The sequence below is a fragment of the Acidithiobacillus marinus genome (genome assembly GCF_002847505.1).
GTDB lineage: Bacteria > Pseudomonadota > Gammaproteobacteria > Acidithiobacillales > Acidithiobacillaceae > Acidithiobacillus > Acidithiobacillus marinus.
Window position 1 is genome coordinate 26298 of sequence record NZ_MXAV01000035.1, and the last position, 25011, is coordinate 51308.

21 protein-coding genes, 1 tRNA gene and 1 pseudogene are annotated in these 25011 nt (G+C 51.0%); 22 read left to right on the plus strand and 1 reads right to left on the minus strand.

Annotation, left to right across the window (positions count from 1 at the left end):
* Window positions 1-46: 46 nt before the first annotated feature.
* The 21 genes from B1757_RS09420 (at window position 47) to B1757_RS09520 (ending at window position 23636) form a co-directional block, all read left to right on the plus strand.
* Window positions 47-2491: a motility hub landmark protein FimV gene (locus tag B1757_RS09420; RefSeq protein ID WP_101538070.1), complete on the plus strand. Its 2445-nt coding sequence runs from the start codon at window positions 47-49 to the stop codon at window positions 2489-2491.
* 2 nt (window positions 2492-2493) lie between these two features.
* Complete coding sequence (gene truA, locus B1757_RS09425) at window positions 2494-3321, plus strand: tRNA pseudouridine(38-40) synthase TruA (protein ID WP_101538071.1); 828 nt, start codon at window positions 2494-2496, stop codon at window positions 3319-3321.
* Between the two features lie 94 nt (window positions 3322-3415).
* A complete protein-coding gene (locus tag B1757_RS09430; protein ID WP_101538072.1) occupies window positions 3416-4027 on the plus strand; it encodes a phosphoribosylanthranilate isomerase in 612 nt (203 codons plus the stop codon).
* A 9-nt stretch (window positions 4028-4036) separates the two neighbouring features.
* A complete protein-coding gene (gene trpB / locus B1757_RS09435; RefSeq protein WP_101538073.1) occupies window positions 4037-5236 on the plus strand; it encodes a tryptophan synthase subunit beta in 1200 nt (399 codons plus the stop codon).
* The gene (gene trpA, locus B1757_RS09440; RefSeq protein WP_101538074.1) at window positions 5233-6048 is read left to right on the plus strand and encodes a tryptophan synthase subunit alpha; all 816 of its coding nucleotides are present in this window, start codon (window positions 5233-5235) and stop codon (window positions 6046-6048) included. The genes trpB and trpA overlap by 4 nt, the downstream gene beginning before the upstream one ends.
* Complete coding sequence (accD, locus tag B1757_RS09445) at window positions 6045-6929, plus strand: acetyl-CoA carboxylase, carboxyltransferase subunit beta (protein ID WP_101538075.1); 885 nt, start codon at window positions 6045-6047, stop codon at window positions 6927-6929. Before trpA ends, accD begins: the two co-directional genes overlap by 4 nt.
* Window positions 6930-6961: 32 nt before the next feature.
* Window positions 6962-8248: a bifunctional folylpolyglutamate synthase/dihydrofolate synthase gene (locus tag B1757_RS09450; protein WP_253253796.1), complete on the plus strand. Its 1287-nt coding sequence runs from the start codon at window positions 6962-6964 to the stop codon at window positions 8246-8248.
* Entirely contained in the window at window positions 8245-8742 is a 498-nt protein-coding gene (locus B1757_RS09455; protein WP_101538076.1) for a CvpA family protein, read from the plus strand. The genes B1757_RS09450 and B1757_RS09455 overlap by 4 nt, the downstream gene beginning before the upstream one ends.
* Window positions 8732-10177, plus strand: coding sequence for an amidophosphoribosyltransferase (gene purF, locus B1757_RS09460; protein WP_101538077.1), 1446 nt, complete (start codon window positions 8732-8734; stop codon window positions 10175-10177). Before B1757_RS09455 ends, purF begins: the two co-directional genes overlap by 11 nt.
* Window positions 10174-11385, plus strand: coding sequence for an O-succinylhomoserine sulfhydrylase (locus tag B1757_RS09465; RefSeq protein WP_101538078.1), 1212 nt, complete (start codon window positions 10174-10176; stop codon window positions 11383-11385). Before purF ends, B1757_RS09465 begins: the two co-directional genes overlap by 4 nt.
* Window positions 11386-11447: 62 nt before the next feature.
* Entirely contained in the window at window positions 11448-12041 is a 594-nt protein-coding gene (locus B1757_RS09470) for a CBS domain-containing protein (RefSeq protein WP_101538079.1), read from the plus strand.
* A gap of 41 nt (window positions 12042-12082) precedes the next feature.
* Window positions 12083-13408: a hemolysin family protein gene (locus B1757_RS09475; protein WP_101538080.1), complete on the plus strand. Its 1326-nt coding sequence runs from the start codon at window positions 12083-12085 to the stop codon at window positions 13406-13408.
* Window positions 13409-13419: 11 nt separating this feature from the next.
* A complete protein-coding gene (queA, locus tag B1757_RS09480) occupies window positions 13420-14457 on the plus strand; it encodes a tRNA preQ1(34) S-adenosylmethionine ribosyltransferase-isomerase QueA (protein ID WP_101538081.1) in 1038 nt (345 codons plus the stop codon).
* A gap of 4 nt (window positions 14458-14461) precedes the next feature.
* Window positions 14462-15571 carry a tRNA guanosine(34) transglycosylase Tgt gene (gene tgt / locus B1757_RS09485; protein WP_101538082.1) on the plus strand — a complete coding sequence of 370 codons (1110 nt, stop codon included), beginning with the start codon at window positions 14462-14464 and terminating at the stop codon, window positions 15569-15571.
* Window positions 15572-15619: 48 nt separating this feature from the next.
* Window positions 15620-15955: a preprotein translocase subunit YajC gene (gene yajC / locus B1757_RS09490; protein WP_101538083.1), complete on the plus strand. Its 336-nt coding sequence runs from the start codon at window positions 15620-15622 to the stop codon at window positions 15953-15955.
* Between the two features lie 9 nt (window positions 15956-15964).
* The gene (secD, locus tag B1757_RS09495) at window positions 15965-17749 is read left to right on the plus strand and encodes a protein translocase subunit SecD (RefSeq protein WP_101538084.1); all 1785 of its coding nucleotides are present in this window, start codon (window positions 15965-15967) and stop codon (window positions 17747-17749) included.
* A 9-nt stretch (window positions 17750-17758) separates the two neighbouring features.
* Window positions 17759-18709 carry a protein translocase subunit SecF gene (secF, locus tag B1757_RS09500; RefSeq protein WP_101538085.1) on the plus strand — a complete coding sequence of 317 codons (951 nt, stop codon included), beginning with the start codon at window positions 17759-17761 and terminating at the stop codon, window positions 18707-18709.
* Between the two features lie 119 nt (window positions 18710-18828).
* Window positions 18829-18920, plus strand: a tRNA-Ser gene (locus B1757_RS09505).
* A 483-nt stretch (window positions 18921-19403) separates the two neighbouring features.
* Window positions 19404-21041 (plus strand): tetratricopeptide repeat protein, encoded by a 1638-nt coding sequence (locus B1757_RS09510; RefSeq protein WP_101538086.1) that lies wholly within the window; start codon window positions 19404-19406, stop codon window positions 21039-21041.
* Window positions 21042-21043: 2 nt separating this feature from the next.
* On the plus strand, window positions 21044-22216 hold the full coding sequence (locus B1757_RS09515; protein WP_101538087.1) for a HEAT repeat domain-containing protein: 1173 nt from the start codon (window positions 21044-21046) through the stop codon (window positions 22214-22216).
* Window positions 22206-23636, plus strand: a complete 1431-nt coding sequence (locus B1757_RS09520; RefSeq protein ID WP_253253797.1) for a glycosyltransferase family 2 protein — start codon at window positions 22206-22208, stop codon at window positions 23634-23636. Before B1757_RS09515 ends, B1757_RS09520 begins: the two co-directional genes overlap by 11 nt.
* Window positions 23637-23653: 17 nt before the next feature.
* On the opposite strand, the gene B1757_RS09525 is transcribed toward B1757_RS09520, so the two are convergent.
* Window positions 23654-24325 carry a hypothetical protein gene (locus B1757_RS09525; RefSeq protein ID WP_101538088.1) on the minus strand — a complete coding sequence of 224 codons (672 nt, stop codon included), beginning with the start codon at window positions 24323-24325 and terminating at the stop codon, window positions 23654-23656.
* 375 nt (window positions 24326-24700) lie between these two features.
* Here B1757_RS09525 and B1757_RS09530 point away from each other — a divergent pair.
* Window positions 24701-25011 (plus strand): annotated as a pseudogene (locus tag B1757_RS09530) (transporter); the annotation flags it as partial.

Consider the following 25011-nt stretch of genomic DNA (forward strand, 5'->3'; position numbering starts at 1 on the left):
TGGCTCTTCGCGGTACGCTTGCGCTATAGAAAAAGAGGAAACAACAATGGAGAGAAAGAATTGGTTATGGGCCATGGCCGGGATGGGCTTGATACTTCCAGGTATGGCCCAGGCGCTGGGTTTGGGATCTTTGCAGGTTCTTTCTGCTCCTGGAGAGCCCTTTCGGGCGGAAATAGCCATACAATCTGTGACTCCCCAGGCGGCTTCCAGTCTGAATGCCAGCCTGGCACCAGCCAGTGCTTTTGCCATGATCAATTTACCCCAGGCTGCGTCCTTGGAACATTGGCAATTTACGGTGCGTCGAGGCGACCAGCCGGCCATCCTGATTTCCAGTCCTGTGCCGGTGAGCCAGCCGCATCTGCACTTTCTGGTCCAGCTGGATTGGTCGGGCGGTCAGCTGGTGCGCGAGTACACCGCCAGTAATACCAATGCTGTTGTAGCTTCGCCTTTGGCCAGTCCGGTTGCCAGCATGCCAGTGACTGCGTCGAGTGAGCCGGAAACTGCACCCGCTTCCCGGGCTTCTGTTCCGGACAGGCTATATCATGGCTGGTCTCGCGTCAGTCGCTATGGCCCGGTTCCGCTAAACAGCTCTTTGTATGATATCTCGCGATCCATTACCGATAGTCATGCGGTGACGCTGGATCAGGTCATGTCTGCAGTGGTCAAGGCTAATCCACAAGCATTCAAAAATGCCAACCCCACCTATTTGTATGCGGGAAGTATGCTGAACTTGCCAAGTCTGACGCAGGTGCAGGCAATGGCACCCGCTCAGGCCACCGCATGGCTGGCTTCCCAAAGTCGTGGTGGAAGTGTAAATCCGGCAGCCGTCGATAAAGCCGTGCAGGCTTCCACCCCTGTAGCCAATAAAAAGCTGCAGCCTGTGAAAACTACGACCAGTCCTACTGAAAGTGCTACCCATTTGGTCTTGTCCAGCGCGCCAGCCAGTGCCGCTTCGGTCAGTGCTTCTACCAGCTCTTCCAACCCAGCAGCTCTGGCGGCAAATACCCTGGCGTTACAAACAGAAAACCAGAAACTCAAAACGGAGGTCAGCGGTCTTGGCCAGCGCTTGAGTGCCGAAGAACGTCTTCTGGCTAATCAGGGTATGCAACTGGCGACGCTATCACGCAATAGTGCGAATAATAGCCTGTTGAGCAATATTCCCCTGTTGATTTCTCTGGGTGGAAATTTGCTGCTTCTGATTCTCTTCATCTGGATGCTGCGCCGCCAGAAAGAGTCCGAGCGGCGTCAGCGCGAGGTATCACAGCGCCTGTCTGCCTTGAATAATGCCAAACCCAAGTCGGCTGCAGAGCCTCAGGCTGCACCTGTACCTGCTTCAGTGACGCCTGCACCGACGGTTGCCCCTGCGCCCGTTGTAGCCCCTGTTGCGGCCCCTGTTGCAGCATTTCACGCGGATCCTGAACCTGCAGCAGTGAGTGCCCCTCCTGTCTCCTCTGCAGTGACTCCGGTGATTACGACAGCTCCCGAAGATCTGGAGCGGGCAGCTGTGGCTGCCGATCAGGCCCCCGTAACGTCGCCCGGCTCTGATCATGATGATGTGATGGAAATTGATCCTATCGAACAAGCCGATCTTTATCTGACCTATGGCAAATCCGAACAGGCCATTACCGTCATGAATGAGGCTTTGGATGAGAACCCTCGCCGTAAGGAGCTGTACGTCAAGCTCCTGGATATGTACGCGACCCTGGATCGCCATACAGATTATCTGGATCTGGCAGAACGCATGCGTGGCCGATTCGGACCACACAATGCCGCCTGGCAGGAAGTGGCTGCCCAGGGCGCACGTCTTTTTCCGGGAAATGCCTTGTTTGTCTCGGAGCCTGAAGCTGAAGTGACTGAAACGGCCAGACCCTCTGCCGTGAAAGACTCTGTGGACGCAGTCCGGGAAACACCGGTTGCTGCCGAAGCGGACGCCGGAGACAAGCTGGACTTTCAGTTTTCGCACGATGAGGAAAAGGCCGAGCCGGTATCCGGCAATGATGCCTTCCCTTCAGAAGAAAAAGACCGCCTGATGCACGATATTAACGAGCAATTCCGGCTGATTGATGAGGAACAAGGGCACGCAGAACCGGCCAGTATCGATACAGTAGCTACTACTCATGTGTCTGGCGCAGCGCAAGAAACTGAAAATGCCCATGCGGAAGATACCTTGCCGTTTTCTTTTGGGTTGACACCCTTTGAAGAAGAGTCTGCGCCGGCTTCTACACCCTCTGTGGAACACAATGTCGAAGCAAAGGCAGAGCCCGAACTAGAGCCCGAAGTGTTCCACGAAACACCCAAACCCTTTGTTGCCGATGCATCCAGTTCAGCTGGAAGCGATGATTGGGATGCCGTTGGTACCAAGTTGGACCTCGCGAAAGCCTATGTAGAAATGGGCGATAGTGAATCCGCGCGGGATCTGCTCGAAGAGGTGAGCAAGGAAGGCAGTAGCACCCAGCGCGAAGAAGCCCAGAAAATGCTCGAAGACTTGTAATCTTGTCTGCAGACGTTCTGATCGCTGACCCAAGGCCCGGCAATCGCTGGGCCTTGGGCATTGAGTATGATGGAAATGGCTTTTGTGGTTGGCAGCGTCAGTCAGGGCAGCCCAGCGTGCAACAGTCATTGGAAGAAGCACTGAGTCGGCTGGCGCAAGTGCCCATTACGGTGACCGTGGCCGGGCGAACGGATACCGGTGTCCATGCCCTCTGTCAGGTGGTGCATTTTGATGCCCCGGTACAACGCTCTGCAGAATCCTGGGTGCGCGCCACCAATACCTACCTACCTGATGGTGTCGCCGTGCGCTGGGCGCAGCCGGTTCCCAGCCATTTTCATGCCCGTTTTTCGGCTACAGCCAGGCGCTATCGTTACGTGATGATGAATCGCCGGGAAAAATCCGCCCTATGGCGGCATCATACCGCTTGGATATACAGCCACCTGGATATTGAGCCGATGCAGGCGGCTGCAAATTTATTACTGGGCACTCATGATTTTTCGGCCTTTCGGGCCTCTTCCTGTCAGGCCAAAAATCCCGTACGCCATTTGCAGCAACTGTCGATCAGTCAGCGTGGTGAGTTGATTGCCATCGATGCAGAAGCCAATGGTTTTTTGCATCACATGGTGCGCAATCTGGCGGGTGTGCTGATGGTTGTTGGACGTGGTGACCAGCCTCCATCGTGGGCAGCTACCGTACTGGCCAGCCGGGACCGCTGTCAGGCAGGCGTAACCGCTCCCCCAGGCGGACTTTATTTTGTCGCACCCCGATATCCCGATGCATTTGCCCTGCCGGTGGATGCGGTAGATGCCGGATTTCTGACGGGCGAATAAGCGAACGGCGCGAGCCAAAGTCGCAAAAATCATCCCAACTGAGCGCCGTTTTCAGACTCATGCTTTATCCCCATGGCGGTGTTAGAATGCACTGATGGTAAGAGTCAAAATTTGTGGTTTAACGCAGGCAGACGATGTCCGGGCAGCAGCCCGGGCGGGTGCGGACGCCATTGGTCTGGTTTTTTATGAGAAAAGTCCACGCGCAGTGAGCATTACCCAGGCGCGGAAGATGCTTCAGGCATTACCCCCCTTTGTCAGTTCGGTAGGGCTTTTCGTGAACGCCGATCCAGCCCGGGTAGAACAGGTTCTCGAACATTGTCCTCTGGATATCCTCCAGTTTCACGGCGATGAAACCCCGGAGTTCTGTCGCCGCTTTGGGCGTTCTTACCTGAAAGTGTTGCGGGTGACTGGCGAAACTGATTTGCGCCATCCGCTGGACGATTATCATGATGCCCAGGGCCTGCTGCTGGATTGCGCAGTACCGGGGCAGTGGGGTGGTTCGGGACAGCGTTTTGCCTGGTGGAGATTGCCGGAACTGGATAAGCCGCTGATTCTGGCGGGAGGGCTACAGGCAGATAATGTCCAGGAAGCGGTGCGGATAGCACAGCCCTATGGGGTGGATGTCAGTAGCGGTGTGGAGCGGTCGCCGGGGAGCAAAGATCATGACAAAATGGCTGAGTTTATGGCGCGATTGCAAGGGCTTTGAGGAGAAAATATGGACAACTATACATTGCCGGATGCATCGGGACATTATGGTCCCTATGGCGGGCGCTTTGTGGCGGAAACGCTGATTCCAGCGCTGGATGAATTGAACCAGGCTTATCAGGAAGCCCAGGCCGATCCCGAATTCAGGGCCGAATTACACAGTGAATTACGTCAGTTTGTCGGTCGTCCGAATCCCTTGTATCACGCTGAACGCATCTCCCGGATGCTGGGTGGAGCCCAGATTTACCTGAAACGGGAAGACCTCAATCATACGGGGGCTCATAAAATCAATAATGCTGTGGGCCAGGCGCTGTTGGCGCGACGTATGGGGAAAAAACGGATTATTGCTGAAACCGGAGCGGGGCAGCACGGGGTTGCCACAGCCACAGTGGCTACCCGCTATGGGATGGAGTGTCTGGTTTACATGGGCGAAGAAGATATTCAGCGGCAGTCCAGCAATGTTTTCCGGATGCGCTTGCTGGGTGCCCAGGTGGCGGCTGTCACCAGTGGTACCCGCACCCTCAAAGATGCGCTGAATGAGGCGTTGCGGGACTGGGTCACCCATGTGGATAACACCTTTTATGTGATAGGTACCGTGGCAGGTCCCCATCCCTATCCGGCCATGGTCCGGGATTTTCATCGAGTGATTGGCGATGAGGCGCGGGCCCAGTGTCTGGAACTGACCGGACGTCTGCCCGATGTATGCGTGGCCTGTGTGGGCGGTGGCAGTAATGCCATCGGTTTGTTCTATCCTTTCATCAATGACCAGTCCGTGCGCCTGATTGGTGTGGAAGCCGGTGGGCTGGGTCTGAGTACGGGACAGCATGCTGCTCCGTTGACGTCGGGAAAACCGGGTGTTTTGCATGGTAACCGCACCTACTTGATGGAAGATGAAGATGGGCAGATTCTGCCGACCCATTCGATCTCTGCAGGACTGGATTATCCTGGTGTGGGACCAGAGCATGCCTACCTGAAGGATATTGGCCGTGCCGAATATGTAGCCGCTACGGATCAGGAAGCCTTGCAGGCATTCCACCAGCTCTGTCGTACGGAAGGCATTATTCCGGCGCTGGAAACTTCCCACGCCCTGGCCCATGCTTTTGCTTTGGCACCTAGCATGCGCTCGGACCAGAGCATTATCGTCAATTTATCGGGTCGGGGTGACAAGGATATTCATACCGTAGCAGCGCTGGAGGGCATACATTTATGAGCCGTCTAGCCACCATGTTTGCCGATTTGCAGCAGGAAAACAGGGCTGCCCTTATTCCTTTCATTACCGCCGGTGATCCATCCCTGACGGTTACCGTAGACTTGATGCATACCCTGGTGGCTTCCGGTGCCAATGCCATTGAGTTGGGTATGCCTTTTTCCGACCCCATGGCCGATGGTCCCAGTATTCAGCGGGCCAGCGAACGCGCGCTCGCCCGTGGGGTAAAACTCCGCATGGTGCTGGAATGGGTGCGGGAGTTTCGCTGCAGTAATTCGCATACTCCGGTAATTCTCATGGGATATCTGAATCCCCTGGAAGCCATGGGCATGGCGACTTTTGCGGAGTTGGCCGCAGAGGCTGGTGTAGATGCAGTCATTATTGTGGATCTCACTCCTGAAGAAGCACACGATGAGACGGCTTTGCTCAAAGCGCGGGGTATCGATCCCATTTTTCTGCTGGCCCCTACCAGCGGGGCAGAGCGGGTACGAACAGTCAGAGAACTGGGAAGCGGATTTGTTTATTACGTGTCCCTGCGCGGTATTACCGGGGCAGCCCAGTCCAACTGGGAGGAAGTGCTGAAGCGCGTGCGCGGCCTGCGCCAGGAGTTGGCCATGCCAGTCGCTATCGGTTTTGGAATTCGTGATGCCGAAACTGTAGCGCGGGTCGCTCAAGGTGCCGATGCGGTCGTGGTAGGGAGCGCTTTAGTGGAAAAACTGGCAGATTGCCAGGATGATCAGGCAGCTCTGCGCGTGGCGCATAGTTTTTTGCAGGATCTGGCAGCGGTCACGTCCAATAATCGGAGTGCCTCATGAGTTGGTTTGACCGGGTATTACCGCCCAAAATCAAAAAAAATCCCACTCCGGAGCCCCAGTCAGCGGAAAACAAACGCACGGTTCCAGAGGGGCTGTGGTCCAAGTGTTCAACCTGCCAGGCAGTTTTGTATCGGACTGAACTCGAAGAAAATTTATTTGTCTGTCCCAATTGTGGACATCATCAGCGCATTACCGCGCGGCAGCGTCTGGATTTTTTTCTGGATGCCGAGCCACGTCTGGAAATCGCCAAGGAGTTTATTCCTGTCGATCCTCTACGCTTCAAGGATCAGAAGCGCTACAAGGAGCGTTTGCAGGAAGCCCAAAGCAAGACGGGCGAAAAAGATGCTTTGGTGGTGATGCGCGGCTTGCTCGATGGCCGACCGCTTGTTGCAGCGGCTTTTGCTTTTGAATTCATGGGCGGGAGCATGGGTTCGGTGGTCGGCGCCCGTTTTGCCCGGGCGGCGGAAACGGCTCTGGTGGAGCGTTGCCCCCTGGTCTGCTTTTCGGCCAGCGGTGGAGCGCGAATGCAGGAAGGCTTGCTGTCACTGATGCAGATGGCCAAGACCTCGGCAGCTGTTGAGCGTCTGGCCAAGGCGGGGCTGCCCTTCATATCGGTGCTCACCGATCCGACCATGGGCGGAGTTTCGGCGAGTCTCGCGACCCTCGGTGATGTGCTCATTGCCGAGCCCAAGGCCCTCATTGGTTTTGCCGGACCCAGAGTCATTGAGCAGACCATTCGCGAGAAACTGCCGGTAGGTTTTCAGCGCTCCGAATATTTGCTGGAACATGGCGCTATTGATCAGATTGTCGATCGACGTCAGTTACGCAAGGTCATTGGTGAAATTCTTGGTATGCTGACCCAGTCCAGTAGCCATGCCTGAGCTTTGAGCCGTTCAGGCAGCAGGATAGTGCTTTGACGGATGTCCTCAGTGAGCGAGTGATCCGCATGGCCGGGCCCCCGGAGCATATGGTCCTGGGTCTGGAGCGCATGCGCGCCGCCATGCAGCTGCTGAATATCTCTGAACGTTTGCCCATGCCGGTGATCATAGTGGGCGGGACCAACGGCAAAGGCTCCACGGTCGCCTGCTTGGAGAGCTTTTATCGTCAGGCGGGCTATGGCGTCGCCGCCTATACCAGTCCACATATCTGGACTTTCAACGAACGCCTGCGGCTGAATGGCCTTGTTGCCCCCAACAGGGTCTGGGCAGAGGCGCTGGATGAAATTGCTGCCTTGGCGGGCAGCGTTGCCCTCACTTTTTTTGAAATAACTACGCTGGCGGCGGTGAAAATATTATGCGCAGCCCGGGTCGATCTGGCGATTCTCGAAGTGGGGCTGGGTGGGCGCCTGGATGCCGTAAACGCATTCACCCCCAACTGTAGTATCATCACCACGGTGGATTTGGATCACCAGGACTGGCTAGGTCCGGATCGCCTGTCCATTGGCCGGGAAAAGGCTGGCATATTTCGACCTGAAGTGCCCGCTCTCTACGGCGATGGAGAAAATCCCTGTGCCACGGTGCTGGAAAGCGCCGCACAGCAGCATGTACCATTATATCTCCTCGGGCGTGATTTTGATTTTTCGGTGCAACCGCGCCGCTGGCAAGGTTTCGGGCAGATATTGCCCATGCCCGAGCCCGTCTGGGCGGGCGCTGGTCAGTGGCAGAATCTGGCGCTGGCCCTGGCCGCCGTCACTGTTTTGCAGCCAAAGTTAGCGGTGCCCGCGAGTGCCTTGAGTGAATGGCAGCTTCGTCCTGTTTTGTCAGGCCGGACCCAGGAGCTGCGGCCCTGGGGGGCGGATGGGCCTCGCCTGATTGTAGATGTCGCCCACAATCCCCAGGCTGTAGCACAACTGGCAGGGCTGCTGGCCGGGCGGCGGGAACATTCCAAAGGCCGCTGCCACGCTATTGTGGCCATGCTGGCAGATAAGGACATTCCCGGTACCTTGCAATCCTTGATCAAGCCGGTAGAAATCTGGCATGTTCTGGAAATTACCGACACGCCCCGCGCCGCGCGCGCCGCGCATCTGGCCGATTGCTTGCAGGAACTGGGGGCGAAGCAGGTGGAGCTTGGGAATAATATGCAAACACTGATGCAGATGCTGGGGAGACAGTTATCGGCAGAGGATATCATCGTCTGTTTCGGATCCTTTCATCTGGTTAATCAGTTGCCCCGCCACTGGCTGGAAAATCCGGGTTCATGAGTTACTGGCTGGATATTGTGGTTGTCGGCCTGGTGCTGCTTTCTGCACTCTGGGGGCTTTTTCGGGGCATGCTGCGCGAGTTTTTTTCCCTGGCGGCCTGGGTTGGCGGTTTTTATGTGGCCTGGACCTGGGGCGGTAGCTGGCTAGCTCCGCAGTTGTCCCATGATATCCCCGCAGGATGGCGGACGCCGTTGGCTTCCTTCATTTTGTTTTTTGCCTGTCTGGTGCTCGGAACCCTGTGCGCTTTTGTAGTGCGTAAGTTATTATACGGCATTGGCTTTGGAGCAACCGACCGGTTTCTGGGGGCCTTTTTCGGGTTTTTGCGGGGTTTGGTGCTGATCGCTATTCTGGTCACCTTGGTACAATCTTCCGATTTGTCTCGTGAGTCCTGGTGGAAAAACTCCTGGCTGGCGCAGGAGCCCATAAAACACTGGTCACAATCATTGACGGCGCCAGCCCTGTCCTATTTGGAGTCGCAGAAAATTGCACATTGAACGTTGGGAAGAGCAATGCATAGAAGATGATCATTTTCACGATGAATGTGGAGTGATCGGCGTTTTCGGGCATCCGGAAGCTGCCAATCTGACTTACCTGGGTCTTTATGCCCTGCAGCATCGCGGTCAGGAGTCCGCCGGTATTGTTTCGGAGGATCAGGGCAAGCTTTTTGTCCAGCGCGGTATGGGCCGGGTAGCGGATGTGTTCGGACTGGAGCAGATCAGTAAGTTACCCGGCGAACAGGCCATCGGTCACGTCCGCTATTCCACGGCGGGTGGCTCGGTACTGCGCAATACCCAACCGATTTTTATCAACTACCGGCATGGCGCTTTTGCAGTCGGGCATAATGGGAATCTGGTCAACGCCGATGAGCTGCGGGTTCGCCTGGAGCAAGAAGGGGCCATTTTTCATACCGATATGGACACCGAGGTCATCGTTCATCTGCTGGCCCGGGTGTCCGGAGATGACCCCGGTACCCGCTTGGCGGCCGCGCTGAAACAGGTATCGGGAGCTTACTCCCTGGTCTGTCTCACCGAAACCCGTTTGATCGGCGTGCGCGACCCTATGGGTTTCCGCCCCTTGGTGCTTGGGCGGCTGATTGATTCCGGCGGTTTCGTGTTGGCCTCAGAAACCTGCGCGCTGGACTTGATGGGCGCCGAATTTGTGCGCGATATCGAACCGGGTGAACTCATCATCATTTCCCGGGAAGGCATCGAAAGTCGCAAGCCTTTTGCCGCTTCCGAGCGCCGGATGTGTGTTTTTGAATATATTTATTTCGCCCGCCCGGATAGCGTTCTGGACGGCACCCATGTGTATTCTGCCCGTAAACGCATTGGTCAGGCCTTGGCCCGTCTGCATCCCCGCGAAGCCGATGTGGTGGTCCCCGTCCCCGATTCCGGGGTCGCAGCCGCCATGGGTTATGCGGAAGCCTCCGGGCTGCCCTTTGAGTTGGGCCTGATCCGTAATCATTATGTGGGCCGGACGTTTATTCAGCCCGCCCAGCGCGGTCGGGATTTTGGCGTCAAGGTCAAACTCAATGCCCAACCCAATATATTGCATGGCAAGCGGGTGATTCTGGTGGATGATTCAATTGTGCGGGGTACGACCAGTGCTAAAATCGTCAACCTGGTCCGTGCTGCAGGCGCCCGGGAAGTACATTTTCTGGTGAGTTCACCACCGACCACCGGTCCCTGTTACTACGGCATTGATACACCGGATCGTTCCCAATTGATTGCCGCCCAGCACAGCATTGAGGAAGTGCGCAAAATCATCGGTGCTGATACCCTGGGGTACATCAGCCTGGAGGCGCTCTATGCGGCTGTGGGATCGCAGGACAAGGGTTTTTGCGATGCCTGCTTCAGCGATGATTATCCTTTACCTACCCCTGAAGGGCATGGCTCCCGTCAGTTGCACTTACTCAAGGAGGCGAAATGAGTTCAGACGAAACAGACTGGAGCGCACAACTCCGTCCCGAAACCCTGGCCATTCGTTCCGGTATTCACCGGACCCAGGAGCAGGAGCACAGCGAGGCGATTTTTCCGACATCCAGTTTTGTATTTGGATCAGCAGAGGAGGCGGCAGAACGCTTTGCCGGAAGGGCGCCGGGCAACATCTACGCGCGTTTCACCAATCCGACAGTACGCACTTTCGAAGAACGTCTGGCCGCTCTGGAAGGTGCCGAGGCTTGTGTGGCTACGGCATCGGGGATGGCTGCCTGTATGACTGCGTTCATGGGCTTATTGAAAGCAGGCGATCATATTGTCGCCTCGCGGTCCATTTTCGGAACGACACTGCAACTGCTCAGTACCATTCTCAGTCGTTTTGGCGTCGAGACCACCTATGTGCCCCTGGCGGATCTGGATGCCTGGAAGGCCGCCATTCGTCCCGAAACCCGGCTATTGTTTCTGGAAACACCGTCCAATCCCTTGACGGAAATTGGTGATCTGAAAGCTTTGGCTGATCTGGCCCATGCCCATGACGCCTGGCTGGTGGTAGATAACTGTTTTTGTACCCCGGCCTTGCAGCAACCCCTGAAATTCGGCGCGGATCTGGTACTGCATTCTGCTACCAAGTATCTGGATGGGCAGGGGAGAACCCTGGGGGGGGCTGTTTGCGGCAGCAATGCCCTGTTGAATAATGGCCCACGTAATTTTGTCCGCACTGCCGGACCGAGCTTGAGCCCCTTTAATGCCTGGGTGCAGCTCAAGGGTCTGGAAACCCTGGCTTTGCGCATGGAAAAGCACTGTCAGAATGCCCAGCAGATAGCCGAATGGCTGGCCGCCCGCCCGGAAGTGGAAAGGGTGTATTTCCCGGGTCTGAACAGTCATCCCCAACAGGCGCTGGCGGCGCAGCAACAAAGTCGTCCCGGGGCCATCCTGTCCTTTGACCTGAAGGGAGGACAAGACGCGGCCTGGCGCTTCGTCAATGGTCTGCGGCTGCTGTCTCTGACGGCGAACCTGGGGGACACCAAAACCACCATTACCCATCCCGCCAGCACTACGCACAGCCGAGTCAGCCCCGAAGTCCGGGCCGCAGCCGGTCTGGGCGATGGCTTACTGCGCATCAGCGTCGGGCTGGAGCATGTGGATGATCTTCAGGATGATCTGCACCGGGGTTTTGCCGCTGCCACTATCACGACCTGATTTGCGCTATGCTGAGTGGATAGTGCGCTGTTTCCTTTTACTTTACCGACGGAGATAAAGAGATGACAAGATTCCGTGCCTTACAACGTCATGGCCTCCAGCCCGATACCCGTGTCTGTCTGTTTGATGATGGCTTGCCCCTGAGTCTTGCGCCGGAAGCTCCGGCACTGAAAAGCATGACCGATTTGCGGCGAGTACCGGCAGCGTCCATCAAGCCCGAAGCCAGTATTGATCAGGCCATGCTGCGTATGATTCATATGGGAGTCCGCCTGCTCTTTGTTCTGGATGAATTGGGTGTTCTGGTGGGTCTGATTACCGCAAGAGATATCATGGGCGAAAAACCGGTACGTCTGGCTGCCGAAGAACACATCGCCCGTGAAAATATTCATGTCCAGAATGTGATGGTGCCGTTGGAGCAGATTGATGCACTTGATTTGCCGGAAGTGGAGCGTTCCTCGGTGGGGGATATTGTCCTCACCCTGCGCAAGGCCGGTCGTCAGCATGCCCTGGTTCGCGAAGAAACACCCCACGGTACTGAAATTCGCGGTATTTTTTCTATCAGCCAGATCGCACGGCAGTTAGGCATTACGTTGCCCAGTAATGATGTGGTCCAAAGTTTTGCCGGGCTGGAGCAGCTCATTGCCAGTGATGAATGAAGTGGACTGGAGCGGGTTGCCGCATGTGAGGACTTACTCCGGTGACTGAAGCCAATGGGCTGCTGCTTGCAGCCCTCTTGATTTTGCTGAATGGATTTTTTGTGGCGGCAGAATTTGCTCTGGTCCGTTTGCGCAGTACCCATGCGCGCACTCTAGCCCAGGAGCATGGCTTGCGGGGCCGCATTCTGGTGCGGATGCATGGTCGGCTCGATGCCTACCTGTCGGCTACCCAGTTGGGCATTACTTTTGCTTCTCTGGGTATTGGCTGGATTGGTGAGCCGGCCATGGCCCGTTTGCTGGAACCCATACTGGGTTTTTTCGGCGTCAGCAATCCTGCTATTCTTCAGTCTGTCGCGCTGGCCCTGGGTTTTGCATTGGTGTCCTTTGTCGTCATCGTCATTGGCGAACTGGTACCCAAATCCCTGGCCATCCGCAAAGTGGAGGCGGTGTCCCTGTGGACGGGGGCGCCGCTTTACGCTTTTTATTGGCTGATGTACCCGGCCATCTGGATACTCAACGGGGCCACGCGCATTGTCTTGCGGGTGTTTGCTCTGCGTCTTGATCAACATGCCGGCGATGCGCCCCATTCCCGGGATGAACTGGCCATGATTCTGGCCCTCAGCCAGGCCCAGGGAACGCTGGGGCAACGCACGGGCGATATTCTTGATCGGACCCTAGAATTCAGCGAATTGACCGCGGGCGATTTGATGCGCCCCGCTGCGGATATGATTTGTCTGATGCGCGAAGACAGTCCCGCAGAAACCCGGACACTGATGTTGCGCCATCGTTTCACCCGCTATCCGGTCTGCGAGGGTGACCGCCAGCATGTCATCGGCCTGCTGCATGTCAAGGATGCTTTTGCGCGGTTGGCGCGCCACGGGGGATTGGGCGATCTCAAGAATCTACTGCGCCCCCTGCCTGCGGTGAATAGAGCTTTGCCGGCTATGGATCTGCTCAGTCATTTCCGTTCCGGTCACCCGCATTTTGCCCTAGTGGTGGATGATCTGGGTACTATCACCGGCTTTGTGACCCTGGACCACGTTCTGGAGAGTCTCCTCGGCGTCATTCCCGATGAGTTCCGGCACCAGCGCAAGGAATGGCAGCGGCGCCTGGATGGTAGTTGGGTGGGCTCGGGCAGTCTTTCCCTCTACTCTCTGGAGCGCTGTCTGGATCGGGATATTGACGAGGATGCGGCAGATACCATCGGTGGACTGGTCATGCGACAACTGGACAGAGTCCCGGAGGAGGGCGAGCGGGTGCATTTTTCCGATTTTGATGTGCTGGTATTGCGCAAGAAAGGTCCGCGCATTACCCAGGTGCAAGTGATTCCCCATCCGTTAGAGGATGAAACGGAAGGATTTTCTTGAACAGAGACCATATGCTGAAAAGTGACTTTACTTACGAATTGCCCCCGGAGTTGATTGCCCAGGAGCCTCTCGCCCAACGCAGCGCCTCACGGATGCTGGTGGTCGATGGCCAGAGCGGCCAGTGGCAGGATAGCTGGATTCGCCAATTGCCCGAATGGCTGCATCCCGGTGATTTGCTGATTCTCAACGATACCCGGGTGCTGCCCGCCCGGCTCCATGCCTACAAGGAAACAGGCGGGGCGGTGGAATTATTGCTGGATCGGCTGCTGGGTGAACAGGACGGCTGGTTTCTGGCCAAGTCTTCCAAAGCCTTGCGGCCCGGTATGCGCTTACGTTTGGCCCATGGTGATGAAGCGGAAGTGCTGGAAAAAGAAGGCATGGATGTACGCCTGCATCTGCAGCAGGGCTCCTGGCTGGACATCCTCGAATCCGAGGGCAGTATGCCGCTTCCACCTTACATTCACCGTGCTCCCGAAGCCTCTGACCAGGAGCGTTACCAGACGATTTATGCCGATAAGCCCGGGGCGGTCGCCGCCCCCACGGCTGGCCTGCATTTTGACGAGGCTTTGCTGGATGCGCTGGATGCGCGGGGAGTCGAGCGGCGTTTTGTCACCCTTCACGTCGGTGCCGGGACTTTTTTACCGGTGCGCAGTGATCATGTGCAAGAACATGTCATGCATGCTGAAACCTTGATGGTATCGCAGGAAGCCGTGGACGCCATTGTCGCAACCAAGGCGCGGGGTGGCCGGGTGATCGCGGTGGGTACCACCGCCTGCAGGGCACTGGAAACCGCCGGAAAAGATGGGGTGTTGCGGCCCTACGTGGGAGAAACCCGGCTATTTTTGTATCCGGGTAAAAAATTTCAGGTCATTGATGCCTTGCTGACCAATTTTCATCTGCCCGAATCGACTTTACTGATGCTGGTCTGTGCTTTTGCGGGTACGGAATGTATGCTTGCCGCCTACCGCCATGCAGTGGCTGCCCGCTATCGTTTTTTCAGCTATGGAGATGCCATGTTCATTACCCCCGCAGACCCGGAACCCGTGTGAGCTGATGGGGATATACGAACTTCTCGGTGAGGACGGTGCCGCCCGGCGCGGTATCGTCCATTTGCCACGTGGCGATATTCAAACCCCGGCTTTCATGCCGGTGGGCACCTATGGCACCGTCAAAGCCATGGCGCCTGAAGAACTCAAGGCTCTTGGCGCGGACATCATTCTCGGCAACACCTTTCATTTGTTTCTGCGTCCGGGCCTTGAGGTGATCAGCGCTCTGGGGGGCCTGCACCAGATGATGCATTGGGACCGTCCCATACTCACGGATTCCGGGGGCTTTCAGGTATTCAGTCTCGGTGCTTTGCGCAAGCTGCGCGAGGCCGGGGTGGAATTTCGCGCCCCTAGTGATGGCCACAAGGTCTTTCTGGGGCCGGAAGAATCCATGCAGATTCAGACCGTATTGGGTTCGGATATTGCCATGGTTTTTGATGAATGCACGCCCCATCCGGCGACCTACGCCGAAGCGCGGACGAGTATGGAGCTTTCCATGCGCTGGGCAGCCCGTTCGCGCCGGGCCTATCAGGGGCCTGGGCAGTTGTTTGGGATTGTCCAGGGCGGGATGTTTGCCGATTTACGGCGCCGTTCTCTTGAAGGCTTGCAAAAGCTGGATTTTCCGGGCCTCGCCGTGGGCGGCCTTTCGGTAGGCGAAAGCAAGGCCGAGATGATGCAGGTTCTGGAAGATCTTATGCCCTGGATGCCCAAGGATCGGCCGCGCTATCTGATGGGGGTGGGGACGCCGGAAGATCTGGTCGAAGGTGTCTTTCGCGGTGTGGATATGTTCGATTGCGTCATGCCCACCCGGAATGCCCGGAACGGCTGGTTATTTACCCGGGACGGCATCCTCAAGCTGCGTAATGCCCGCTACGAGAAAGACCCGCTGCCTCCGGATCCGGAATGTAGCTGTTATACCTGCAAGAATTACAGTCGTGCCTACTTGCGGCACTTGCAGCGCAGTCAGGAGATCTTGGGCGCGAGGCTGAACACCCAGCACAATCTCCATTATTACCAGGATCTCATGGCCGGTCTGCGTGAGGCGATTATGCAAGGGCGTTTGAACGCGTTCCGTCGAGAATTTTATGAACGGCGCGGGACTCAGTTCCCACAATGACGCCTTAAGGCTACAATGGGCGCCCTCTAACCTGATCAGGAGTGGATCATGAGTTTTTCACCGATTGCCAATGCCTATGCCGGAACTGCAGCCGGTGGGGGATCAGACTCTGGACTGATCATGATAGTGTACATCCTGGTCTTTGGCGCCATCATCTATTTCATGATGATTCGCCCGCAGATGAAAAAAACCAAAGAGCAGCGTCAGCTCATGGCATCTCTTTCCAAGGGTGACGAGGTGGTTACTCTGGGCGGACTTGCCGGGCGCGTCATGCAAATGGGCGACGAATATCTGCATATTGAAGTCGCTGAAGGGGTTACGGTGAAAGTCCAAAAAGCGGCGGTCACTCTGTTGCTTCCCAAAGGGACTCTGAAAAAACTTTAAGGCCTGTTCATGACCCGTTATCCGTGGTGGAAGTATCTGATTATTCTTTTGGTGGTGATCCCTGCCTTTTTGTATGCGCTACCCAATTTTTATGGCTGGTATGCCGCTGTAGAAGTACGCGCACCCATCGGCACCATCATTCCACCCGTGGCGACGCTGCAAGGCTGGCTGCAGGATGCCAAAATTCCGGTGACCCGGGTCAGCAGCAATCCCAAAGGCAGCACTTTTTTCTTTCCCAATGATAATGCCCAGGGGCTGGCAGAAACTTTGCTTCAGGAAAAACTGCCGGCCAATGCCCAGGTTATTTTATCGCAAATGTCTGCCGAGCCTGATTGGCTGAGAGCCATTGGCGGTAAGCCGGTCAATTTGGGTCTGGATTTGCGGGGCGGGGTGTATTTGCTGTTGCGGGTCGATACGGATGCGGTCATCAAGCACGCCCTGGAACAGGATAGTGGTAGTTTGCGGACTTTTCTGCGTCACAAGGATCTCCAGTATCTGGCCATCAACAATACGAACCCCAGTTCTCTGGCCATTGAAATGGCCAGTCCGGCCCTGGCCCAGCAGGCACAAAAAGCCATCGCCCAGCAGTACCCCGATTATGCGGTCAGCGTCCTGCCTAAAGGCATCATTGATGTGACCATCACTCCCGATGCCGCCAAAAAAATGAAAGATGATGCCTTGCAGCAGGCAATTGTCGTCATTCGTAATCGTATTGATGAACTGGGGGTTTCGGAACCGGTCATTCAGCGTCAGGGAATGGAGCATATTGCGGTGCAGTTGCCGGGGGTGCAGGATACCCAACGCGCCAAGTCTATTATTGGATCCACCGCGCAACTGGAATTCAAGATGGTGGATGATCAGGCCAACATGGCCGATGCCCTGAAGGGTCAACTTCCCCCAGGAACTGCCTTGTATTACGGGCTGCATGGTTCACCTTATGTGCTGTATACCGATACGGTATTGACGGGCCGCTATTTGAGTAATGCCAGCGCCGGGGTGGATAACAATAATGGCGAATCCATCATTAACGTCAGCTTTAACAATGCCGGCACCCGGATTTTTGGTGATCTGACCAGTAAAAATGTCGGTAAGCGCATGGCGATTCTGCTGGATAACAAAGTGGTGACGGCGCCCGTCATTCGCGAAGCCATCACCGGCGGCAGAGCCCAGATTACCGGCTTCGCCAATCTCAAGGCCGCCAGTAATGCTGCCATCGAGCTGCGGGCAGGCGCATTACCTGCGCCGGTACATATTTCCGAGGAACGCACGGTAGGTCCCACCCTGGGTCAGGATTCCATTCATGACGGGGTCATGGCGGTGCTGTTTGGGATGATTTTTGTGGTTGCTTTCATGACTATTTACTATCGGGCCTTTGGCTTGATCGCAGATATGGCTATTCTGGTCAATATTCTTGCCATTCTAGCAGTGCTGTCCTTGATGGGCGGGACCCTGACCTTACCGGGTATTGCCGGGATTGTGTTGAAAATCGGTTTGGCGGTGGATGCCAATGTGCTGGTATTTGAACGCATTCGTGAGGAGTTGCGTCATGGTATGAGTGTCCGGGCCGCCATTGATGCAGGATTCAAAAAAGCCTTTGCGACTATTGTGGACTCGAATATTACGGTGTTGATTGCTGCCCTGGTGCTCTTTCAGTTTGGTACTGGGGCCATCAAGGGCTTTGCACTGGTGCTGACCATTGGCGTGATCACCTCCATGTTTACTGCGACCATGATGAGTCGCGGGATTATCGAACGCGTCCTCGGCAAGCGACGCATTCAAAAGCTCTATATTTGAGGCCAAGCCATGGAATTATTTAAAGCACGGACCCATGTGGATTTCATGTCGAGACGCTGGATCTTTCTCGGTGTATCGGCGCTGCTGATTGTGGCCTCCGTAGCGGTTTTTCTGGTGCGTGGGCTCAATTACAGCATCGATTTTACGGGTGGCACGCTGGTGGAGCTGGCTTTCAGCAAAACTCCGGATCTGGGCGCAGTGCGAGGTACTCTAACCAAGGCTGGTTTTCACAATGTAGTCGTACAAACCTTTGGTGGGGATCATGACCTGCTGATTCGTTTACGGACGCAACCGGGGGAGAGTAGTGCAGTTGGCACCCGTATTTTGCAGGTGTTTCAGAAAAACCAGGCCGCCTATCCTGACGTACAGCTCCGGCGCACTGAGTATGTGGGCCCGGAAGTCGGCAAAGAGCTCCGCAACAAGGGTATCATGGCCTTGATTATTGTGACGCTGGGGATTCTGATTTATGTAGGTTTTCGCTTTGAATGGCGCTTTGCGGTAGGTGGGGTGCTGGCCATGCTCCATGATCCTATTCTGGTGGTGGGTTTTTTTGCCATCAGTCAGGAAGAGTTTTCTTTGACGGTTATCGCCGCCTTGCTGGTCATTATGGGTTACTCGCTCAACGACACCGTGGTGGTGTTTGACCGTATGCGTGAAGATCTTCGCGCCTCACGCAGCGGGGATGTGGCGGGAATTTTCAATGTAGCCATCAATGAAACCCTGTCCAGGACCGTCATCACCAGCTTTATCACCTTCATGGTGGCGCTCTCCCTGTTTTTGTTTGGCGGACCGGTCATTCATGGTTTCGCCACAGCCCTGGTCATTGGCGTAGTGGTCGGCACCTACTCCTCCATATTTGTCGCCAGTCCCATTGCCCTGTGGTTGGGGCTGAAGCGTGAACATGTGCTCAAACGCCAGTTCATTAGCTCCAAGGATCGTAATGATGGCGCCCGTTTGTAAGGATCAGGATTATTCCTGACAGCAGAGTTGAAGTTGTTAGTATAAGCGAATTTTCAGGACGCTTTGATGAGAAACAGGGCTTGCCGAAGCCCTCATGAAAGCTTAATGTATGCCTCCACGGAGAGGTACCGAAGTGGCCATAACGGCGCCGACTCGAAATCGGATGGGGGTTAATAGCCCCACGTGGGTTCGAATCCCACCCTCTCCGCCACCACACAAAATATCGCTTGGGGTAAAGAATTTATAGAACCGAGCTTATGACCGCTATCCTGCGGCCTACCATAAATAAACATAGCAGAATCATTGTTGGCATCGCTGGATAAGTACAACGGAGATGTAAGCATATATTCAAATAAAAAGCAGTAAAAAATGAATAGGTTATAAAAATCAAAGAGTAATATAGCTCAAGAAGACACTGGTTAATCAAGATGTAATAATTATAATACAGATTGATCAATATGTAACCTATTGATTACAATTGCACTTGTCTATCATGGTGAGTATTATAGTATAAAATCTAGTACAAAAAAATTGATAGGATAAGTTGTGATAGGCTAACTATCTGATATGGTGCAACAAAAAAATAGGCACGATTTGTGCTATAGATGAAATAATGCGCAAATGTAAATTATAAAGATGTAAACATGGAAAACATTCAATCTCTTTGTGAAGAATATAAGTAAAGGAAGTCTTGATGGCTACGAAAAAACCGGCGATAGGTTCTTTTTTGATATATATAGAATCGGTTAAAGTTCGTATGCTTGTTGGTGTAGCCATGCTTGTGATCTCTCTGGTACCGATTTCTGCATCTGGCCATGTTGAATCAAATGAAAATGGAAATATAAAACAAAAAATAAATACAATGTTGTATGAACATAAAAATAAAGAAGCTTTAGCCGAAGCAAAGGAAAAGTACCAGAGAAACCAAAATTCCTATGCTGCAGGTTTACTTTATTCGCGAGCGTTACTTGCAAACCAGCAGTTAGAAATGGCGATAGGGGTACTTCAAGAGCTATCAAAGAAGTACCCTGGAAACTCGGAAATAGAGTCTTTAATATTAAAGTATGGAAACTATAAAAAAATAAAAGAGCTAGAGAGTTTTTTTGAAAAAAAAGAGTATGAAAAATCAATTAATATAGGTCAAAATTTATTTTACCAGGGCGTTGATAGTTACCGCTCGGGGATGATAGTAGCACAATCTGAATTCAGATTAGGACATTATCAAAAGTCTATTCAGATATATGAAGAACTCATTAAAAAATATCCTGAAGATAATTCATTAATAAAAGAAAAGAAAAATATCGAAATGCAAATGGTGGCTTCGCAAGCTTCATTGTTAGTCAAAGAAGGTCATTGGATCAGGGCAGTAGATATTGCCTCGCCATATTTTGAGCGCAGTGAAAATCCAGATAAAAATATTGGACTAATTCTGGCAAAAGCTTATATGCAGGGAAAAAAAGAAAAAAAGGCGATGGATATATATGCATACTTAATAAAAAAATATCCACAAGATGCTGACATATCATTGGATTATATGAATGCCTTATTAACAGAATATCATGATCAACAAGCCCTAGAATTCTATAATGCATTACCGGTTAAAAGTAAATCAAAGGTGTTTCATATCCTAGGAGAAAATCTTTCACATTATTACACAAATTATATTATGACTTATGGAGGGGCGGCCGCGAGTACGAAAAATTATCCCGTCGATAATGAGGTCGGTATCGCCGTTAACAAGACTTTTAAGAAAAGCGCATTGTATTTATCAGTAAGTCGTTGGAATAGATTCCATCAAGATGCAACAAGGATTGAAGGAATATATTATTTTGAATTAAAAAATGGGTATGATGCTTATGTTGGCGGGGAATATAGCCCTGAAAATAATTTTCTTGCGCACTATGGATTTTTAGCAGGATTGTCTAAATCAATAAAAAATATCAATATCTATGGCGGCATAAGACAATTAGAGTTTACAGCATTATCTGCAACAGTTCTTTCGTTGGGTGCGAGATATTATTTTGTCGAACCAGTATCATTGGGGCTAACTCTGTATTATGTTCCAAAAACTACTGCGTATAGTATTATGCTATCACCAGAGTGGAATTTTAATACGAAAAATAGACTTTACGGTAATATTTCCTGGGGTATGGCAGGAGAAAATCTAGGTGTAAATCTTGGGATTCTAAATACACCAAGTATAAATCTATTGGTGGGTGATAGTTATAGAGTGGTTCCGCACATAGAAGTCGGAGTACAAGGCTTCTTAGAGTATAGGAAAGCATTATATAATCGAGTCGGTGGGCTTGGTTACGTGCGCTATTGGTGGTAAATATGAATACACTTGTTTTCTCTAATGGTACACAAATTAAAGAAATTTTAGTCTGGGCTATTGTAGTTATAGTAATCCTTTTTTTAATGATTTTGTTGGTTCTTTGGATTTCAAAAACAAAAACAGAAAAACACGCTAAAGCACTGCGTAACAGTACTGTAAAATTTAGGAATATTTTCCTAAATAATACTTTTTCAGTTGCGGTCGGGGAGGTTGCATCGTTGTCAAAAATTGACAGGGATGGTATGATTTCAGCCTATAGAGAGCTTTATCTTAAAAGTTCTAAAGAAGTTAAAGATAAGTTAATAGCCATTGTTTCATCATCAGATGCAATACCATTTTACCTAGAAAAAGCAAAGAAAAGAAATTCTGATCAGAGATTGCACGCTTATCTTCAACTAAATCGTATTGGACTAGCAGGGTTAAAAGATTTTTTCTTTGAATCAGCAGAAAAAGAGGCAGAGAAGAATGACGATGGAAAGTTAATTGCTGCCTGCCTTCTTTCTGCTGCTAAACTGAGCGTAGATGAAAATGATATTAACAAATTGGTGTATTATATAAACAAGAATGGAAAACTTGCCAGAGGTCTGCAAGAAGGTCTTATAGTACAAGCTGCCAAAGCTGTGGAAGCCGTTCATGGTGATGATGCTCTTGTTCAAATTTTTTTAAAATTAATGATAAAATATGAACACGAATCTTCAATATATACATCAATAATTTCTACAATTGGAAAATTAGGTCTTGATTCGATGGCTGTGCAGCTAGCCAATATTTACAGTAAAGCTTGTAATAGTACAAGTAAAGATGCAAGCATTATCAAGATATCTTGTTTGCGGGCGTTTGGAGGATTAGACAGTGTTTCCAATCAAGCAACGCAATCGCTGAAGTCTGGCTTTAAAGATAATGATTGGAAAGTGCGTGCTACATCTTGTGTTTCGGCAGGATTACTCCATTTGACAGCGTTAAATGAAGAACTTACTGAACTTCTTGGCGACAAAGCTTATTACGTAAGGTTGAATGCTGCACGTGCTCTTATGCAGATTGGCTCCAGGGTTCAATTAGAAAAAATTGTTGCCTCTAGTACGAATAAAAATAACGATAATAACAGTGAATTAGATCCTTACAGAAAATCTGTTTGTCATTATGTGTTAAATGAGGAAGTAAATGATGCTTAGGGATTGGGCTTACTATTTAATTGTGTATCAATATGTTATCCTAATATACTTCCTGTTGTTGGCATTGGTTTACAGTGGCATTATTATCTATGCCTTTAATCAGCTTCGGAAAATTGCTTTTAATAGACTGGATGATCAAGATTTAGAAAACCTACTACAGACATCAAATTCGCGTCCTATTTCTATTATTATTCCGGCATATAATGAATCTATCAATATAATTGAAACCATTCTTTCCGCCCAGAAATGTTCTTATCCAGAATTTGAAATTGTTATCGTCAATGATGGTTCTACTGATGATACATTGCAAATATTGAAAGATCATTTTTCTTTGTTTGCCATCGAGCGGCCAATTCAGAAGCGTCTAAATTACAAAAAAATAAATGTGTTATATGCTTCTAAGTTTTTTTCAAACATTTATGTTGTTGATAAAGTCAATGGTGGAAAGGCTGATGCCTTAAATGCAGGTCTTGATGTTTCTCAATACCCTTTATTCTGTGCTATGGATGCAGACTCTTTGTTGGAATCAGATTCCTTGATGCGTATGGCAAATCATTTTTTGTATGATAAAAATCTTGTAGCATCTGGCGGGTCTGTTAGGGTTCTAAATGGCTGTGAGGTGGTCAATGGTTCGGTCACACGTGTCAAAGCTCCTGGTTCTATTATCGAGAGAATTCAAATTGCTGAGTATCTGAGAGGATTTCTAGCGGGTCGTGTTGTTTGGGATCGTATGCATAGTTTGTTGATTATATCAGGTGCATTTGGTGTTTTTAGGAAAGATTTAATTCATTCTATAGGTGGTTACCGGCGAACTGTTGGTGAAGATATGGATCTTGTTGTTCGTCTGCATCGTTATTGTGTAAAAAATAAACTTGAATATCATGTGGCATTTGATCCGGAGCCAGTTTGCTGGACACAGGTTCCCTCTGATTTCAGGTCCATTCTTTTGCAACGTAATCGTTGGCAGAGAGGGTTGGTATCAGCACTTTGGTACAGTCGGGGTATGTTTCTCAATCCGCATTATGGTGCAGTTGCTTTTATTGCCTACCCCTATTTCTTGTTTATCGAGTTGCTTGGTCCATTTATTGAGTTGACTGGTTACTTCAGTGTTATTATTTTCTTTTTATTTGGCTGGATAAGTCTTGATTTTCTTATTCTTTTTCTTGTTTTGGCTGTTTTCTGGGGCGCACTTTTAAATGTATCTGCCGTAGTTTTCGATAATTTAATTAGTAAGCGCTATGAGTCCAATGGTGATATTTTTAAGGTTGCACTTACTAGTGCCATTGAATTTCTTGGATATAGACAGGTGGTTGATTTTGAAAGAGCTATTGGAACATTGTTTGCCTGGCGAAGTAAGTGGGGTCATCCTAAACGTAAACCAATAGCTGAAACTGTTGTATCAGCGGAAGATGAAATTTAAGTGCGAGGATGTTTTATTCAAGATAAATACTTTCTTATTGAACTATAGTCATTAAAAGCAATTCCCATAAATCCTTTATTATGTTTTAATGCTTCATTTAACATTACTGATGATTCCATTATATCAGGATAATTTTTTTCATTATTATAAATATTTACCCCAAACCAAAATGGGACAGCCTTTTTTTCTAGCTCTTTAATCGATTCCCACGTGCTATGATTTACACCAGTAAGTGATCTTTTGTATGCCATAAGTACTAAAAATTGAACCTTTTCACTAATGGACTCAAGCAAGGTCAACCCATTTTTCATTTTGATGTTTTTGTATTCAGGTATGGCTGTGGCCACTAATGGAATATTCTTTGATGTTGAAATTTTCTCTATTTTTTGCATCAGCTCGTTATATTTATTCGCTATTGAAATTTTATCAATGCTATTCCACGCGGTTGTAGCTTGTGGTTCTATGTCTAATGCTATGCCGCTCATATGAATGAGGTTGGATTTTTCTATCAGATTTTCAAATTGATTCTCCGCAGCATCCTGATGTATCCATTGTGGAGATCCTCCAGCGAGATAAACTGTTTGTCCAGCTCGTTTCATTTGGAGGATTGTCATTCTTGTTCTATACAAGTCTATATCGTCCGGTAATGAAAGATATATGGGGTTAAAGCCAAACTTCAACGCGAACATGGAGAGGTCCGTCAATCTGGTTTTTGGGGTACACCAGATCCATAAACTTTTTGACAACATTTTAAATCGATCTTCCGTGGTCAGATCCGGGCGCCTATTTTTCATTCTTGGCGTTAAATAAGTATAAACGCTGTATTTAAAAAAGCTTCTGCGGTCCATTGTAATTTGTTTACCTCTAGAGTTATTCTATATCGGTAGTTATGCTTTATGTTCTCTGGATTCGTTGTTTTATACTTCTCGGATTTTGTTGTGTATGCATGTCGGTCTGGTCATTCGTCTGTCCTTGGGTTACTATCCATATGAATGTAGCGCAGTGGGCTCTGCTGTCAATTAGCCGTTTGTGCGGATCTCAAATAAGCAAGGGAGTGACGATTTATGCGTGGTCGCCGTATTATCTGTTTTTTTATAGCCTGTATGCCGATATTGCCTGCTGCCGAAGCCTATGCAGGAGATTCTATAATGAAAGCTCCTCCTGAGTCTGCTAGCAAAAAAGCTATATTGCAACAAAATTCGGACTTTTTCTATCCTAAACTCACTTTACAATCTAGTGTTTCCTACGCGTATTCAGATCAGAACACCATCAATCTCAACGGGTTTCTTGCTCTTGGTGCTATTTTTCTTGGGAATATCAGTGTTTCAAAGGTGAAGTCAAGTATTTTTACTTTTACTGAATCTGCATATTACCC